Below are 16,108 nucleotides of genomic sequence, written 5' to 3'. Positions count from 1 at the left end.
CCATCTCCCGCTCACCTGCGCCGTTCGTGCCAGCAGGTGCCCGTCCGGGCCGCCGGCGCGTCCCGGTCGTGGGCGAGCCGGCCGTTGAGGTAGGTGGCCCGCACGGTGCGGTCGTCCCCCATCAGCGCGAGGGCGAACAGCAGGTCGTGGACCGTCCCGCTGTTGGAGGTGCGCGCGGCCAGCAGCTCGGTGGCCTCGGGGTCGAGGACCACGAAGTCCGCCTCGTGCCCCGGCTCCAGCGAGCCGACGAGGTCGTCCAGGCCCATCGCCTCCGCCGAGCCGGTGGTCGCCAGGTAGAACAGCTTGACCCCGCTCATCGGGAACCTGCGCAGGGCGCCGACCTTGTAGGCCTCGCTCGCGGTCTGGAGCAGGGACAGGCTGGTGCCGCCCCCGACGTCGGAGCCGAGCCCGACCAGCGTGCGCCGGCGCGGACTGGTCGCGCGGCGCATGCGGAACAGGCCGGAGCCCAGGAAGAGGTTCGACGTCGGGCAGTGCGCCACGCCGCTGCCGGTGCGGTGCAGGCGCTTCCACTCGCGCTTGGACAGGTGCACGGCGTGCGCGAAGACCGCGCCGGGGCCGAGCAGGCCGTGCTGCTCGTAGACGTCGACGTAGTCCTCGCACGCCGGGAACAGCCGGCGGACCTTCTTCACCTCGTCCCTGTTCTCCGCGAGGTGGGCCTGGAGGAGCGTGCCGGGGTGGTCCCGCCAGAGCCTCGCGGCCGTCCGCAGCATCTCCGGCGTGCAGGCGACCGCGAACCGCGGGGTGACGGCGTAGATGCTGCGGCCCACGCCGTGCCACCGTTCGATCAGTTCCGCGCTCTGCTCGTAGGCCTCCTCGGGGGAGGCGTCGAGCAGTTCGGGCGGGGCCTCGCGGTCCATCAGCACCTTGCCGGCCGCGAGCCGCATCCCGCGCCCGACGCTCTCCGCGAACAGCGCGTCGACCGACTGCGGGTAGGTGGCGCAGTTGACCATGGCCGTCGTGGTGCCGTTGCGCAGCAGCTCGTCGCAGAACAGGGCGGCGACATCACGGGCGTAATCCGGATCGGAAAAACGCCGCTCCTCCGGATAGACATGGTGTTCCAGCCAATCCAGCAGCTGTTTCCCGTAGGCGGCGATGATCCGGGTCTGCACGTAATGGACGTGGCAGCTGACGAGCCCGGGCAGGATCAGCTTGTCGCGGTAGCGGACGACTTCCACGTCCTCCGGGAGGTCGCGCACGAGGTCGGCGTAGGGGCCGGCCGCGACGATCCTCCCGCCCGCGCAGACCAGCAGCCCGTCCTCGATGTGGACGAGCGCCTCCTCGTCGGGGACCACGAACGGGTCGTCGCGGAACCAGACGAGGCCGCCCCGGACGGCCGTCACGTCCGCGGCCGGGGAAGCAGAAGGTCGCATGGGGCTCTCCCAAGGGGGGTCGAGGCGGTCGCGGGGGCCGTCGGGGCCGGCGGACTCCTGGCGCTCCGCACGCGGAGGACGGGCCGGACGTGTACGGACCGATGGGCGACGAGGCAACTGCGCTCCCAGTCTCGCGGGAGCCGAGGGGCGCTGCGCGCCGGGCTCCACCGGTCGGGTGGTCCTCGGTGCGACTGGTATCGGCGGCCCGCCGACGGCCGAAGCCGGACCACTGCACCGGGGCGAAACCCCAGCAGTGGACCCCGGCAGGGGCGGGGCGGGCGGGGGCGCGGGGGGGGCCCGCCCCCCCCCCCGCCCCCGGGGCCCCCCCCCCCGCGGGGCCCCGGGGGGGGGGGGGGGGGGGGGGGGGGGGGGGGCGCCCCGCCCCCCCCCGCGGCCCTCGGGCCTCACTCCTCGTCGCGGCTCCGGAAGTACCGCCCGCCGCGCGGACCGTGGCAGGCCTGTTGCCCACGAAGTGGCGCAGCTCACGGCGGTGCGGCGCGGACCGTGATCGACTCGTCCGATGCGCCCGTCCTCCCCGCCCCGCCTCCCGCTGACAGCCCGTCAATCCCCGCTGCTCGCCGCCACCGCCGCCGCCCTGCTGCTCGCGGGCTGCGGCGCCGCGACGACCGCGGCCCCCGGCGGCCCGGGCGGCGCCTCCGGCAGCCCCGCGCCGTGCGGCCCCCCGCCGCCGAGCGCGCCCGGCGTGCCGCAGCCGGCGAGGCTGGCCCAGGGCGGGGTGCGGATCACCGCCGTCGGGCGCACCTGCTTCGAGTACGAGGTGACCAACCCGAACAGCGAGCCGTACGACGTCACCGTGCTGTTCGATGGCCCCGGCCCGGACGGGGGAGCGGCGGTGCCCGGCGGCCCGGGGGGCGGGGGAGGGCGCCTCACCCGGACCGTCACCGCGCTGGCGCCCGGCGCCACCGAGAAGGGGCGGGTCGACCTGCTCGCGCCCGGCCTCTCCCCGGCGGGCCCGGCGCCCGCGGCGGGCCCGCCGAAGCCCGGGCTGCTGAAGGTCCGCAGCGTGCCCACCGCCGAGGCGCCGAACGCCGACGGCCCCTGCCCGGCCTCCGGCCTGCGGCTGTACGCCGACGAGGGCAGCGCCGCGATGGGCCTGCGCGCGGTCGGCCTGCACCTGCGCAACTGCGGCACCGCCGCCGTCACCCTCGACGGCTACCCGCAGGTGCAGCCGCTCGACGTCGACCACCGGCCGCTCGACGGGGTGCGCGTCCTGCGCGGCGGCGCCCAGATCGCCGCCGGCACCGGCGCCGACGACCCGCCGCGCACGTTCGCCCTGCGCCCGGGCGAGGGCGCCCGCGCCACCCTGGTGTGGCGCAACACCACCGAGGCCGGCACCCCGCAGAACGCCCCGTACGTGCGGGTGCGCGCCACCCCCGACGCGGCGCCCGTGACGGTCGTCCCGGAGCTCGACCTCGGTACCACCGGGCGCCTGGGCGCCGGTGCCTGGGTCAGGGAGGACGTGCGGGGCGCGCCGACTCCGGCGCCGTGAGGCGGGACCGGCGGCCCGGCACGCTCCCCCGTGGCGTGCCGGGCCGCCGGCGCGGGGAGCGGAAGCCGATGTTCCGCTGCGCGGTGTCCCTCCAGGAGGATGCCAGGGGGCGCCCCCGCGGTGTTGGCACCGGGTGGACACTCCTTGGCACTGGGTGCACGGATCCGGCCTTCCCGCCCGCGGGTTCCGCACGGGGTGCCCGCCCGGCCCGGGCCTACCCGGCCAGGGCCAGGGCCTGGCGCCGGTGCTCGCGGGGCGAGAGCCCGTACGCGCCCTTGAAGGCGCGGCTGAACTCGGCGGCGCGCGGCAGCCCGCAGCGGGCGGCGACGGCGTGCACGGGCAGCTCGCGCAGCGCGGGGTCGGCCAGGTCGCGGCGGGCCCGCTCCAGCCGGCGGCGGCGCACGTAGGCGGCGACGGTCTCGCCGCCGGAGTGCCGGGTGAACAGGCGGTGCAGGTAGCTGACCGAGATGTGGTGGGCGGCCGCGATGACGGCGGGGGTCAGCCCGGGGTCGTGCAGGTGGCGTCCGACGAAGGCGCGGACGTTCTCCACCAGGGCCCGCTGGCGGGTGTCGTCGGGCACGGCGGCCTCGGCGTCCAGCTCCCGGGCGAGCCAGGCGGCCACCAGGTCGACCACCACGGCGCCCAGGCGCGGGGTCTCGGCCGGGCCCAGCACGGCGGCCTGGCGGTCCAGGCCGACGAGGAACTCCGAGAGCAGCGCGCAGGTGCCCTCCCGGGAGGAGAAGCCGCGGCCCAGCAGCCGGTGCACCCGGTGGGCGGGCAGCGGCAGCAGGGCGGTGGGGAAGTCGACGCCGACGGCCTCGATCCGGCGCTGGGCGGGGGCCTGGGCGCGGGAGCCGAGGGCCCGCAGGTCGAAGGGGTGGGAGCTGTCGAGCATGTGGAGGTTGCCCGGCCCGAAGGTCTCGGTGGGCCCGGTGTCGCGGGTCAGGGCGAAGCCGCCGTCGAGCAGCAGGGTCAGGTGGAAGACGCCCCGGTCCGAGCGGCGCACCCGGCGCTCGGTGCGCCGGAAGCGGGTGGGCGGGAAGGAGGTCCGCAGCAGGGTCACCGGGCCGAGCTCCAGGCGCCGCATCTCCGCCCGGAAGTCGTCGCGGTGGACGCTGGTCACCTCGCTGTCCCGGGTGCGGCCGACCAGCTCCCGCCAGCACTCGAACCGGTCCCTGTCGGGCACGCCCTCGCTGCGGAACACGCTCTCCGTGCTCGTGGCCACCTCGCCCTCGCCCTTCCTCTCCGGGGTCCGTCCCCCACCGCCCGGGCGGGCTCCTCCTGCCCACCCGGCGTCACCGGCGCCTCGCGGTCGGTGACACCGCAACCTACAAGGTCGCGTCCGGTGCCCCCGGCCCGGGGCCCGGGGCACCGGCCGCCGGGCCCGGCGTCAGTCCCCTGGGGCCGGCGCGCCCGGCGGGGCGCCCAGGGCGAGGGTGAAGCTGAACCGGTCGCCGCGGTACAGGGTGCGCACCTGCTCCAGCGGGCGCCCGGCGGCGTCCAGGCTGCGGCGGTGCAGCAGCAGCATCGGCAGCGCCGGCGGGGTGCCGACCAGCAGCGCCTCGCGCGGGGTGGCCAGCACCGTCTCGATCCGCTCGTCCGCCGCCCCCAGGCGCACCCCCTGCTCGCGCAGGTAGCCGTAGAAGGACCCCTCGGGGTCGAAGTCCCGGTCCAGCGCGGGCACCCGGGAGACCGGCACGTACGTCGACTCCAGCCCGACGCGCTCCTCGTCCGCGCACAGCACCCGCTCCAGGTGCCACAGCGGCTCGCCCCCGGGGACGTCCAGCAGCCGGGCCATCGCCGCGTCGGCGGGCAGCCGGTCCAGGCCGATCAGGGTCCGCCCGGGGCGCAGGCCCTGGCGCGAGACGCCCTCGGTGTAGCTGCTCAGCGACAGCGGCTGCTCGATCTTCGGCCCGGCCACCACCGTGCCCCGGCCCTGCCGGCGCAGGCGCCCCTCCAGCAGCAGCTCGCGCAGCGCCTGGCGCACGGTGGCCCGGGCCACGCCGTGGCGCTGCGCCAGGTCGGCCTCGGTGGGCAGCCGCCCGCCCGGCCCCAGCCCGGCGATCAGCTCCTCCAGGCGGGCCTTGACCAGGTAGTACTTGGGCACCCGGCCGTGCTCGGGGACGCCGGCGCGGGCGGGCTCGGGGACGGCCCGGGGGATGGGGTGGCTCACCGCGCCAGCCTACCGAGCGCCGCCGGCCCGCCCGGGCGTCCCCGACCGGTGGTCACGGTCCGGTAACGGGTCTGGACTGAATTTCGGCGGTTGTTCATACAGCCGTGGACTCGGCGAGGGGCCGCCCTCGCCCGCCCGACCCATCCTCACTCGCGGTGCGACCGCACCGCACTGACGACCAGTTGGGAGAACCCCGTTGCGCACCTCCCGCCCCGCCCGCACCGCCGCCCTCGCCGCCGCCGTGCTCGCCGCCACCGTCGCCGCGCTGACCCCGCCGTCCGCCACCGCCGCCACGGCCGCCACGGCCGACCCTTCCGCCACGGCCGCCGCCCCCTACCAGGGCCTGCCGAACGGCACCAGGCAGGCCAAGACCCTGGTCATCGGCATCGACGGCACCCGCTACGACAAGCTGCTCACCGCCGACGCCCCCCACCTCAAGGCCCTGATGAACGGCGGCATGACCGCCACCGGCAACCTCTACGCCAACCCGCTGGCCCCCACCCTCTCCGGCCCCGGCTGGTCCACCCTCGCCACCGGCGCCTGGCCCGACAAGCACCAGGTCAAGGACAACAGCTTCACCGGCTCCCGCTTCGACCTGTTCCCCGACTTCGCCACCCGCCTGGAGAACGCCGACCCCGCCACCTCCACCCTGGTGGTCGGCTCCTGGAACCCCATCGCCGCCAACGTCTTCAACGGCCGCGCCGACCTGCGCCTCCAGGAGGGCGAGAACGACGCCAAGGCCGCCGCCGACGCCGCCGACTACCTCGCCCACGGCAACCCCGACGCCACCTTCCTGCACTTCGACCAGGTCGACGAGGCCGGCCACGGCCACGGCGGCGCCAGCCCCGAGTACGCGGCCGCCCTCCACTCCGCCGACACCCTCGTCGGCCAGGTCCTCCAGGCCGTCAGCTCCCGCCCCACGTACGCCGCCGAGGACTGGCTGGTCGTCGTCACCACCGACCACGGCCACACCGACGCCGGCGGCCACGGCGGCAACAGCGCCGACGAGCGCCAGACCTTCCTGATCGCCGACGGCACCGGCTACACCCCCGGCGCGCACCGCTACGACGTCAAGCCCGTCGACCTCGCCCCCACCGTCCTCAAGCACGAGGGCGTCGCCGTCGACCCGGCCTGGAAGCTCGACGGCCGCCCGATCGACGAGATCGCCCCCGACGCCTTCGACGCGCTGCGCCCCGCCCTCCAGGCCCGCGCCGACGAGAGCGGCATCCCCGCCACCGTCAAGGGCTGGACCCACACCCCGCCGGCCGGCTGGAGCATCGACAACTCCCGCATGCCCAGCGGCGGCGTCACCGAGTGGCGCGGCTGGACCTTCGCCACCGACGAGTTCTGGACGGCCGCCCAGCCCGGCCAGTCCCGCGAGACCAACGTGCGCGCCCGCAACGTCTTCGCCGTCGCCGACTCCGACGAGTGGGACGACAAGGCGCACGGCGCCGGCCAGTTCGACTCCACCCTGGTCAGCCCCGCCTACCCGGTGGGCGGCGCCGGCCGCGGCGTGCTCTCCTTCGCCACGGACTACAAGGTCGACGGCCCGCAGACCGGCGACGTCTACGTCGTCTTCGACAACGGCGCCCCGCAACCGGTGAAGTCCTACCGCAGCGACCTCAACACCGTCGAGAACCTGCCCGTCACCGTCCCCGCCGGCGCCGCCACCGCCCGCTTCCGGTTCCGCTACACCGGCACCAACAGCGCCTTCTGGACCGTCGACCAGGTCGCCTTCACCACCACCTGACCCGTACGCCGCGCGGGCGGGAACGGGCGGCCGGCGCCGCCCCGTCCGTTCCCGCCCGCGCGGCCCCGGGCCCCGTCCTCACACCCCCGCCTGCGGGGCGGTCCGCTCGACATGGCGCCGGAAGTCCTCCAGGTCGTCGATCACCCGACGGTCGACGAAGCCGAGCGCCTCGGCGAGGTGCTCCCACAGCCCGTGCGGCTCGACCTCCAGCTGGAGCATCACCCGGGTCCTCTGCCCGTCCACGGGGTGGAAGGTGACCACCCCCCGGTGCCGCGTCGGCCCGGGGCCGCTGTCCCACGCCACCCGCTCGTCCTCCACCAGCTCCGTGGTCACGGCCTCGAACTCCCGCGGCCCGGCCGGGGTCCGCAGCACCCACCGGGTGCCGGCGTCCGAGCGGTCCACACTGACCACCCCCCGCATGAACCGCGGGAACTCCTCGCACGCGACCCAGCCCGCGTAGACCGTGCCGAGCGGTGCCGCCACCTCGACGGACTCCTCGATCCGGTGCATCGCCACTCCTCCCGACGTCCCGTCACCAGCCGCTGCCAAGACGGCTGTTCCTGCCACCGCGCCTGCCCGCGATCGCGCAGGGCATGCCCCCGACCCGCTCCCGCCCCGGGCCCGCCCCGGGCGGGAACGGCACTCAGCGGCAGACGAGCTTGTTGCGGGCGAGCTCCTGGACGGTGCCGGGGGAGACCGGGGTGTCGCAGGAGACGGTGCCCTCGATCTCGGCGTCGAAGGTCGTGTAGGCGGGGTGGGAGCCGAAGACGTAGGCCCAGTGCCCCTTGCTCATGTCGCCCCCGAGGGGCCCGTCGAAGACGCAGGCGTACTCGTCGGCCTTGCCCTGGACGCGGTGGGTGCCCTTGAACACGGCGTAGTCGCCCGGGCGGGAGAAGTTGTAGGTGATCTTCTGCGACCAGGTGCTGGTGGTGGACCTGCCGGTCTGGACGGAGAACCCGACCTTGACGGAGACCTTCGCGAAGAGCGCGCCCGCCGCCGCGCTGATCTCGGTCGAGGCGTTGAAGGTCGTGCTCACGCTCTGGACCTCGGACACCGTGGTCTCGACGGAGCCGGTGGTGCCCGGCGCGATGGTGAGGCCCTTCCAGTGGGTGAGCACCGGGTCGACGACGGCGGTCGAGACCTCGTACAGCGCGCCCTGGGGAACGCGGGGGTCGCACGGGCCGCCCGGCTCGGCCGCGTGGGCGGTGCCCGCGCCGAACGCCGAAGCCGCCACGGTCAGGACGGCGAGCGCGGCGGGTAAGGACAGCCGCCGCAGGAAGGTGTTCGCCAAGGGGACTCCTCGGGGAGGGCGGGTGCCGCGCCGTCACGGCGCCGACACCCGGCACGGATTTGCCAGATCGTGCCCAGAACACCCCCGCCGCACACCCACAACCCCGAACTCCCCTGCACAAACGGAAGGTTGGCCGTGCACATAGCCTGTTGCGCACGACCCGGCCGTCCCTATACTTCCGTTGCCCGCAGGCCGGAACCCGGCCCCGGGCACCCGCCGCTGCGCCCGGCCAGGGCGGCCGGCCGCCCGTACGAGGGAGAACCGATCATGGTCAAGCACTACCTCAAGTACGCCTTCAGCACCCTCACCGCCGCGATGTTCCTCCACATGGTCTGACCCGACCGCCCCGGCCGGAGCAGCGACCGGCCCCGGCCGGGGCCGGCGGCCCACCGTCCGACCCCGGCCCCGGGAGACCGCTTGTTCGCCACCGCGCTGAGCCAACTGCGCTACGGCGCCGCCGTCCTGACCAACCGGCGGATCCGCCCCGCCGACCTCGAACGCCTCGCCCGCGACCTCGTCGCCACCATCGCCGAGTTCGGTGAACCCGGCGAGGACTCCGCCCTGCTGCCCGGCCGCACCGGCCACGTCGACCCGCAGGTCCGCCGGGAAGTGGCCCGGCGCAGCCTGCGCGCCACCGCCCGCGCCGCCGCCCGGCACACCGCCCACTACCGCCGCCAGTTCGCCGAACTCGCCCTCGACCCGGCCCACTTGGAGCCCGAGGACTGGTCCCGCCTGCCGGTCACCCCCAAACAGGCCCTGCGCGCCCTGCCCGCCGCCTTCGTCTCCGACGCCTCCCGCCCCGCCCTGCTGGCCCTCACCACCGGCACCAGCGGCACCCCCACCGCCGTCTGGTTCTCCCGCGCCGAACTCGAGTGCGCCGTCGCCCTCAGCACCGTCTCCGCCGTCCTCGGCCTCGGCCTGCGCCCCCGCCACACCGTCGCCTACGCCGGCTGCTCCCGCGCCACCCTGCCCCTGGTCAACGCCGAGGAGTCCGCCACCCGCGCCGGCGCCGGCTTCGTCCAGTTCGGCACCGTCGCCCCCGCCGCGGCCCTGGACCGCCTCGCCGCCCCCCTCGGCCTGCCCGGCAAGGACCCCCAGATCACCCACCTGACCACCTCCGCCTCCTACCTGGCCGCCCTCGTCCAGGAAGCCGAACGCCACCGGTGGACCAGCGCCGACTTCGGCCTGCGCGCCATCAGCGTCGGCGGCGAGGTGCTCTCCGCGCCGCTGCGCCGGCGCGCCGAGGAGGCCTTCGGCGCCCCCGCCACCTCCGCCTACCTGATGACCGAGATCCTGCCCTCCGGCGCCACCCCCTGCACCCAGGGCCACCTCCACCACACCACCGAGTTCGGACACCTCGAAGTCCTCGACCCGCTCACCTGGCAACCCACCGCCCCCGGCGCCACCGGCACCGTCGTCCACACCCCGTACGTCCCCTACCGCGACTGCACCCTGCTGCTGCGCTACGCCACCGGCGACCTCGTGCGCCTGCCCGCCGAACCGCCCACCTGCGAACTCGCCCACCTGCCCGCCACCTCCGAGATCCTCGGCCGCTGGAACGGCCCGCTCAGCCGCACCGTCACCACCCGCGACGTCCTCGACCTCGTCGAAGCCGAACCCGAGGTCCCGCTGCCCGCCCGCCACGCCCTCACCGAAGGGCCCGACGGCCCCGACGCGCCCGCCCGCCTGCACCTGCTCGTCGACCGCCTGCCCGCCACCGCCCTGCGCACCCGCCTGGAGGACCGCGCCCGCACCGCCGGCCTGCGCCTGGCCGACATCGTGCTGTACGACGACCGCGCCGCCATGCCCCCCACCGCACCCCTGCGCGCCGACCTGCGCGAGCACACCTTCGACACCCCCGACACCCCCGGCCGCAAAGGCACCGCATGACCGTCAGCCCCGCCGCCCTGGCCGCCCTGAGCGCCGCCGTCGCCGCCGAGATCGCCCTGGCCGCCCGCTACCTCGCCCGCGTCCAGATGCCCCGCCCCCCGGTCGGCGTCCACACCGCCGGCGACACCGCCGTGCTGAGCGCCGGCGTCGTCCTCGCCCCGCTGCTCTACACCGCCCTGCCCGGCGCCGCCGTCTGCGCCCTCTTCGGCCTCGTCGCCTGCCTGGCCCTCCAGTTCACCCTCGCCCCGCTGCTCGCCGCCACCCGGCTGCGCCCCGCCCCCTGGTCCTGGGCCGCCGCCCTCACCGCCACCGCCGCCACCGCGCTCGCCGCCCTCACCGGCCACCCCGGCGCCGCCCGCGCCGGCAGCGACCTGGTGATCGCCGCCGCCGTCGTCGGCGTCGCCAACCTCTGGGCCCAGAGCGGCATGCGCTCCACCCACACCGCCGCCCTGGCCGCCGTCCTCACCGGCTACGACCTGGCCGCCACCACCCTCACCGACACCACCGCCCGCTTCTTCGCCCAGGTCCAGGACCGCCCCTTCGCCCCCGTGCTCGCCCTCACCGGCGGCCCCGCCCCCGTCGCCGTCGGCCTCGGCGACCTCCTCCTGCTCGTCCTGTACCCGCTCGTCGCCGCCAAGGCCCACGGCCGCACCGCCGCCGCCACCGCCGCCCTCACCGGCGTGCTCACCACCAGCGCCGTCAGCGCCTGCTTCGCCGCCGGCTGGCTCACCACCGGCTTCCCGCTGCTCACCGCGCTGGGCCCGCTCATCGTCGCCCAGCACCTGTACTGGCGGCGCCGCACCGGCGGCGAGCGCACCACCGCCCAGTGGCGCGCGGGCCACCCGCTGCCCCTGTCGGCCCCCGCCCCCGGCGAACCCGACGCCGCCCTCGCCGCCCCCGTCCCCGACGGCACGCCCCCGGGCAGCTGGCTCGCCCTCGCCGACGGCCGCGTCCTCGGCACCGGCCCCACCCCCGGCCGGGCCCGCCGCGACGCCCGCCGCCACGGCGCCGACACCCCCACCACCGCCCGCCTGGTCTGACCCGCCGCCCGGCCGGACCACGGCGCAGCCGGCGAGGAGCCCCCGCAGGACGTAGGACCGAAGACCGATGGCCCCGCACGCCGCACCCGGGTGGAATGGCCGGATGGACCACGCGCACCACCTCGAGCAGCCGCCCGCCGCCCTCACCGCCGCCCAGCGCACCGCCTACCTCCACCGCATCGCCCTGCCCGACCCCGGCGCCCCCTGCCCGCAGGCCCTCGCCCGCCTCCAACAGGCCCACCTGCGCACCGTCCCGTTCGAGAACCTGGCCGTCCACCTCGGCGAACGCATCGCCCTGGACACCGACGCCCTGCTGGCCAAGGTCGTCACCCGCCGCCGCGGCGGCTTCTGCTACGAACTCAACGGCGCCTTCGCCGCCCTGCTCGCCTCCCTCGGCTACCCGGTCACCCTGCTCGCCGCCCGCGTCTTCGACGGCGACCGGCCCGGCCCGCCGTTCGACCACCTCGCCCTGCGCGTCGACCTCGACGAACCCTGGCTGGTCGACGTCGGCTTCGGCCGCTTCAGCCGCCACCCGCTGCGCCTGGACGAACGCGGCGAACAGGCCGACGCCGAAGGCGTGTTCACCCTCGTGCCGACCGGCGCCCACGGCGACCTGGACGTCCTGCTGGACGGCACCCCGCAGTACCGTCTGGACCCGCGCCCCCACGAGCTCGCCGACTTCGCCCCGACCTGCTGGTGGCAGGCCACCTCGCCGGACTCCCACTTCACCCGCTCGACGACCTGCTCGCTGCCCACCGCCGACGGCGGCCGGGTGACCATCAGCGGCCGGCGCCTGATCACCACCGCCCCGGACGGCGGGCGCACCGAGCGCCTGCTGGCCGACGACGACGAGGCCCTCGCCGCCTACCGCACCCGCTTCGGGATCGAGCTGGACCGCCTCCCGGCACTGCCGGTCCTGCCCGGCTGAGCACGGCGGCGGCCGTCAGGCGCCGCCGCCGCCCAGCAGGAGCAGGTCCCCGCCGCGGGCGAGGGCGCCGTCCACCCACGGCGGCAGGAGGTCCTCCAGCAGCCGCAGGGCCTCCTCCAGGCCGTCCTCGTCCCAGCCGTCCGGCCCGGGCCGCCGCGCCCCCGGCCCGGCCTGCGCCCGGTCGCCGTCGAAGAGCAGCAACTCCTCGCCCACCCGGGCCAGTTCACCGTGTTCGACGAGCACCGGGAAGGGCCGCGGCCACGGCGGGCGGGCCGCCGCGGGCCAGGGGAACGGCCAGCCGCGCCGCCACGGGCCGGCCAGCGCCGGCAGCCCCCAGGCCCGCAGCGGCCCGTCCAGGCCGTCCCAGCCGCGCCCCGGCAGCACCGCCGCCCCCAACTCCTCGCCCGCGAGCGGCGCCAACAGCTCCAGCAGCCGCGTGTAGCGCCGGGGCCGCAAGGCGTCCGCACGCCCGGCGACGAGCTCGCGCAGCGCCGACTCCACCGCCGCCGCGTCACCCCCGCGCAGCGGCCCCTCCCGCCGCCCCGGCGTCCCGATCCGCGCCAGCGCCCGCCGCACGAGGCCCTCGTCCCCGCAGCCCGCCACCGCCAGCAGGGCGCCGCCGTCGACCGCGAACGCCGAAAGGTACTGTTCCGCCACGCCCGCCAGTGTGGCACCCGCCCCCGGCGCCCCGGCCGCCACCCCAACCCCCGCGCCCGCCAGGCGGGTTCACCCCGCTCCCCGCTCTGCCCGCAGCGAATTCGCGCCCGGCAGAGAAAGCGCCCGCCCCGGCCCGCCCGGGCCGACAGTGGACCTCGACGGCACCCCGCCCCGACGAGGAGAGCAGATGACCCCGCCCACCCCGCCCCCGCCCTTCGCGACGCAGGGCGACACCCCGCCCAGCCGCTTCGACGACCACCTCGCCGCGCAGCTGCTCGCCCAGCGGATCGTCCTGCTCGGCACCCAGGTCGACGACGCGTCGGCGAACCGGGTGTGCGCGCAGCTGCTCCTGCTGTCCGCCGAGGACCCGCGCACCGACATCTGCCTGTACATCAACAGCCCCGGCGGGTCCGTCAGCGCGGGCCTGGCCGTCTACGACACCATGCGGCTCGTCCCGAACGACGTCTCGACGCTGGCGATGGGCTTCGCCGCGAGCATGGGCCAGTTCCTGCTCAGCGTCGGGGCGCCCGGCAAGCGGTTCGCGCTGCCGAACGCGCGGATCATGATGCACCAGCCCTCGGCGGGCATCGGCGGCACCGCCGCGGACATCGAGATCCAGGCGGAGAACCTCGAGTTCACCAAGCGGACCATCGAGCGGATCCTCGCCGAGCACACCGGCCAGAGCGAGCAGACCATCGCCCGCGACGGCGACCGGGACCGCTGGTTCACCGCCGAGCAGGCCAGGCAGTACGGGATCGTGGACCGGGTGGCGGAGTCGGTCGCCGACATCCGCCCGGCCGCCTCCCGTCGACGGATCGGACTGTGACATGGGCGCGTACACGGTTCCCTACGTCATCGAGCGCACCGCGCAGGGCGAGCGCTCCTACGACGTGTTCAGCCGGCTGCTGAACGAGCGGATCGTCTTCCTCGGCACCGGGATCGACGACTCCGTCGCCAACGTGGTCATCGCCCAGCTCCTGCACCTGGAGGCGGAGAACCCGGAACGCGAGATCTCGATCTACCTCAACTCGCCCGGCGGATCGTTCACCTCGCTGATGGCGATCTACGACACCATGACCTTCGTGCAGGCGCCGATCTCCACCTTCTGCGTCGGCCAGGCGGCCTCCACCGCGGCGGTGCTGCTGGCCGGCGGGGACCCGGGGCGCCGGTTCGTGCTCCGGCACGCCCGGGTGCTGCTCGGCCAGCCGGCCAGCGGCGGCCGGCAGGGGACGGTCTCCGACCTCAGCCTCGCGGCCAAGGAGGTGGTCCGCATCCGCGCGCAGGTGGAGGAGGTCCTGGCCCGGCACACCCGCCACGACACGGCGACGCTGCGCGCGGACCTGGACCGCGACAAGGTGCTCACCGCCGAGGAGGCCGTCGCCTACGGGATCGCCGACCGGGTGCTGAGCCGGCGGCACGACCCGGCCTGAGCGGCCGTCACCGCGCTCAGGCGACCAGGCACAGGCCGTCGTGGCGCCGACCGGCCGGCGCCCGCCCCGCCCGGACGGCGCGCCCGGTGCGGCCCGGGGCGGCGTGGCGGGCCAGCTCGTCCTGGGCCAGCGAGAGCAGGTCCGCCAGGCCGAGCCCCAGGGCCCGGGCGGCGGCCGCGAGCACCTCCGAGGAGGCCTCCTTGCGTCCGCGCTCCAGCTCCGACAGGTACGGCATCGAGATCCGGGCGGCCTCGGCGACGTCCTTCAGCGTCCGCTCCTGGGCGAGCCGTTCGCGCCGCAGCACGTCGCCGACGAGGTCGCGCCACAGGGGTTCCCGCCGTACGGGGGTCGGCGGGGCGGCGGGCCCGTCCGGCGCGGCCGGCGCGGACGGCCGGGCCTGCGGGCGCAGCGGGATGACGCGGGCTTCGTTCGGCGCTTGAGTGCTCACCCGTCCCACCCTAAGGAGAGCGCGCCCCGGCGGAAGGGGCCGGCGTTCTGCCCTGGGTGAAGCGCCGCCGTTCCCGCGCCCCGCCCGGCCGCCGGTCGGTGGTCGTCACGGCGGCCGGGCTCTGAGCGGCGGCGGGAGGGCCCCGGACGGCGGAACGGAACGCCGTCCGGGCCGTGTCGCGGTCCCGCCCGGTCCTCTTCTCACCCCGATCCGACCGGCCAAACGGACGAATCGGCGCGGAACGGTGCGGAACGCGCGGAACGGGACGCGGGCGGCGCGCTCCGTGTCGCCCGCCGCCCGGTCGCGGGCCGGGCCCCGGGGGAGGACCGCGTCGCCGGGCCGTCTCCGGGCCCCGGTATGTTGATCACTCGCCGGCCCTGTCGGCGTCCCGTCCCCGGGGGCCGACGCACGGGCGCGGCCCCGCACCGGCGGCCGTCGTGCGGGGGGCGGGCCGTTGCCGCGGGGGAGCCGGGAGGAGGACCTCGCCCCGGCGCCGGACGGCCGCCCGCCACCCCGACGTCTCCCGAAGGACCCGCATGACTGCTCCTGTCCCGCCCGACGGCGGCCCGCAGCCCGCCGAGGGCCCGGCCGCCGCCGACCCGTGGGCGCCGCCGGGCCCGGTCGGGCCCGCCGCCGCTCCCGCCGCGCCCCCCGGCCCGATCCCAGGTCAGCTGCCGGGCCTGCCCCCCGGCGTGCCGTACTGGCCGGCCTACCCGCTGCCCGCACCGGCGCCGCAGCCGCGCAACGGCATGGGCATCGCGGCCCTGGTGCTCGGGATCGTCGGCGTCGTCCTCGGCGTGACGATCGTCCTGTTCTGGCTGTCCTGGCTGCCGGCCCTGCTGGCCGTGGTCTTCGGCGCCGTCGCCCTGGGGTACGTGCGCAGGGGCCTGGCGGCCAACCGGGCGATGGCCCTGGCGGGCGTGGTCCTGGGCGTCACCGGCCTGCTGGTCTCGGTCGGCACCGGGGTGTTCGTGGTCTCCCGGGTGCAGGAGGCCCAGCAGGAGCGGCGCCAGGAGGCGGACGCCGCCCGCGCCCGCTCCGAGGCCGCGACCAGGTCCGCCCAGGAGCGGCTGGCCAGGGAGAAGGCGCGGATCGAGGCCGAGCAGCAGAAGGAGGCCGCCGACCTGAAGGCCCGGAGCCTGTCCTTCGGCCAGTCCTACACCTACCCGGACGGCCTGACGGTCACGCTGGCCGCGCCCGAGCCGTACACCCCGCGCGGGCTCGTCGGCGACGTCCCCCCGGGCGCCAGGGTCGTCCAGCTGAGGCTCACCGTCGTCAACACCGGCCCCGCGGAGGTCTCGCTCTACGGGTCGGGGATGCCCACCGTCAAGGACGCCAAGGGCAACCTCGTCTTCATGCTGATCGACGGCAGCGGGCGGATGAAGCTGCTCGGCAGGTCCCTGGCCGCCGGCGCGCAGGCCGACGGGCTCACCGCGTACGCGCTGCCGGGCGACGGCGCCGACCCGTTCACCGTCCGCTTCGACCGCGCCGTCGACGGCCGGCCCAGGGCCGTCACCTGGACCGGCTCGGCCGGCTGACCGGCCGACACCGCCGACACCGCCGACACGGCCCGCGGGATCCGCGGGCCGTGTCGCGCGTC

At 76.7% G+C, this 16,108-nt stretch carries 15 protein-coding genes; 8 read left to right on the top strand and 7 right to left on the bottom strand.

Going from position 1 to position 16,108, the window contains the following annotated elements:
* Window positions 1-11 precede the first annotated feature (11 nt).
* A complete protein-coding gene (gene guaD, locus ACH5AR_RS20265; RefSeq protein WP_396302818.1) occupies window positions 12-1,391 on the bottom strand; it encodes a guanine deaminase in 1,380 nt (459 codons plus the stop codon).
* 520 nt (window positions 1,392-1,911) lie between these two features.
* On the opposite strand from guaD, the gene ACH5AR_RS20260 reads away from it, so the two are divergent.
* Window positions 1,912-2,901, top strand: a complete 990-nt coding sequence (locus ACH5AR_RS20260; protein ID WP_396302817.1) for a DUF4232 domain-containing protein — start codon at window positions 1,912-1,914, stop codon at window positions 2,899-2,901.
* Window positions 2,902-3,115: 214 nt separating this feature from the next.
* Here ACH5AR_RS20260 and ACH5AR_RS20255 read toward each other — a convergent pair whose 3' ends face one another.
* Both ACH5AR_RS20255 and ACH5AR_RS20250 read right to left on the bottom strand, forming a co-directional pair.
* Complete coding sequence (locus ACH5AR_RS20255; protein ID WP_396302816.1) at window positions 3,116-4,126, bottom strand: helix-turn-helix domain-containing protein; 1,011 nt, start codon at window positions 4,124-4,126, stop codon at window positions 3,116-3,118.
* 165 nt (window positions 4,127-4,291) lie between these two features.
* Entirely contained in the window at window positions 4,292-5,074 is a 783-nt protein-coding gene (locus ACH5AR_RS20250; RefSeq protein WP_396302815.1) for a GntR family transcriptional regulator, read from the bottom strand.
* 196 nt (window positions 5,075-5,270) lie between these two features.
* On the opposite strand from ACH5AR_RS20250, the gene ACH5AR_RS20245 reads away from it, so the two are divergent.
* A complete protein-coding gene (locus ACH5AR_RS20245; protein ID WP_396302814.1) occupies window positions 5,271-6,824 on the top strand; it encodes an alkaline phosphatase family protein in 1,554 nt (517 codons plus the stop codon).
* 78 nt (window positions 6,825-6,902) lie between these two features.
* On the opposite strand, the gene ACH5AR_RS20240 is transcribed toward ACH5AR_RS20245, so the two are convergent.
* Complete coding sequence (locus ACH5AR_RS20240) at window positions 6,903-7,334, bottom strand: SRPBCC family protein (protein ID WP_396302813.1); 432 nt, start codon at window positions 7,332-7,334, stop codon at window positions 6,903-6,905.
* Window positions 7,335-7,467: 133 nt separating this feature from the next.
* Complete coding sequence (locus tag ACH5AR_RS20235; RefSeq protein WP_396302812.1) at window positions 7,468-8,115, bottom strand: hypothetical protein; 648 nt, start codon at window positions 8,113-8,115, stop codon at window positions 7,468-7,470.
* A gap of 417 nt (window positions 8,116-8,532) precedes the next feature.
* On the opposite strand from ACH5AR_RS20235, the gene ACH5AR_RS20230 reads away from it, so the two are divergent.
* The 3 genes from ACH5AR_RS20230 to ACH5AR_RS20220 all read left to right on the top strand — a co-directional run bounded on the left by ACH5AR_RS20230 (window position 8,533) and on the right by ACH5AR_RS20220 (window position 11,973).
* The gene (locus tag ACH5AR_RS20230; protein ID WP_396302811.1) at window positions 8,533-10,005 is read left to right on the top strand and encodes a phenylacetate--CoA ligase family protein; all 1,473 of its coding nucleotides are present in this window, start codon (window positions 8,533-8,535) and stop codon (window positions 10,003-10,005) included.
* Window positions 10,002-11,045 carry a hypothetical protein gene (locus tag ACH5AR_RS20225; RefSeq protein ID WP_396302810.1) on the top strand — a complete coding sequence of 348 codons (1,044 nt, stop codon included), beginning with the start codon at window positions 10,002-10,004 and terminating at the stop codon, window positions 11,043-11,045. Before ACH5AR_RS20230 ends, ACH5AR_RS20225 begins: the two co-directional genes overlap by 4 nt.
* Before the next feature lie 103 nt (window positions 11,046-11,148).
* Entirely contained in the window at window positions 11,149-11,973 is an 825-nt protein-coding gene (locus ACH5AR_RS20220) for an arylamine N-acetyltransferase (RefSeq protein ID WP_396302809.1), read from the top strand.
* 15 nt (window positions 11,974-11,988) lie between these two features.
* On the opposite strand, the gene ACH5AR_RS20215 is transcribed toward ACH5AR_RS20220, so the two are convergent.
* Window positions 11,989-12,630 carry a hypothetical protein gene (locus ACH5AR_RS20215; RefSeq protein WP_396302808.1) on the bottom strand — a complete coding sequence of 214 codons (642 nt, stop codon included), beginning with the start codon at window positions 12,628-12,630 and terminating at the stop codon, window positions 11,989-11,991.
* A gap of 187 nt (window positions 12,631-12,817) precedes the next feature.
* Between ACH5AR_RS20215 and ACH5AR_RS20210 the strand changes: the two genes are divergently transcribed.
* Window positions 12,818-13,456 (top strand): ATP-dependent Clp protease proteolytic subunit, encoded by a 639-nt coding sequence (locus ACH5AR_RS20210; RefSeq protein ID WP_396302807.1) that lies wholly within the window; start codon window positions 12,818-12,820, stop codon window positions 13,454-13,456.
* A gap of 1 nt (window position 13,457) precedes the next feature.
* Entirely contained in the window at window positions 13,458-14,060 is a 603-nt protein-coding gene (locus ACH5AR_RS20205) for a ClpP family protease (protein WP_396302806.1), read from the top strand.
* 16 nt (window positions 14,061-14,076) lie between these two features.
* On the opposite strand, the gene ACH5AR_RS20200 is transcribed toward ACH5AR_RS20205, so the two are convergent.
* Complete coding sequence (locus tag ACH5AR_RS20200) at window positions 14,077-14,508, bottom strand: helix-turn-helix domain-containing protein (protein WP_396302805.1); 432 nt, start codon at window positions 14,506-14,508, stop codon at window positions 14,077-14,079.
* Window positions 14,509-15,044: 536 nt separating this feature from the next.
* On the opposite strand from ACH5AR_RS20200, the gene ACH5AR_RS20195 reads away from it, so the two are divergent.
* A complete protein-coding gene (locus ACH5AR_RS20195; protein WP_396302804.1) occupies window positions 15,045-16,046 on the top strand; it encodes a DUF4190 domain-containing protein in 1,002 nt (333 codons plus the stop codon).
* Window positions 16,047-16,108: the final 62 nt, after the last annotated feature.

Origin of the sequence: Kitasatospora sp. NPDC018619 (assembly GCF_044391605.1) — a bacterium.
GTDB lineage: Bacteria > Actinomycetota > Actinomycetes > Streptomycetales > Streptomycetaceae > Kitasatospora.
Note: the sequence above shows the minus strand (reverse complement) of the source record. Positions and strands in the feature narration are given on the sequence as shown.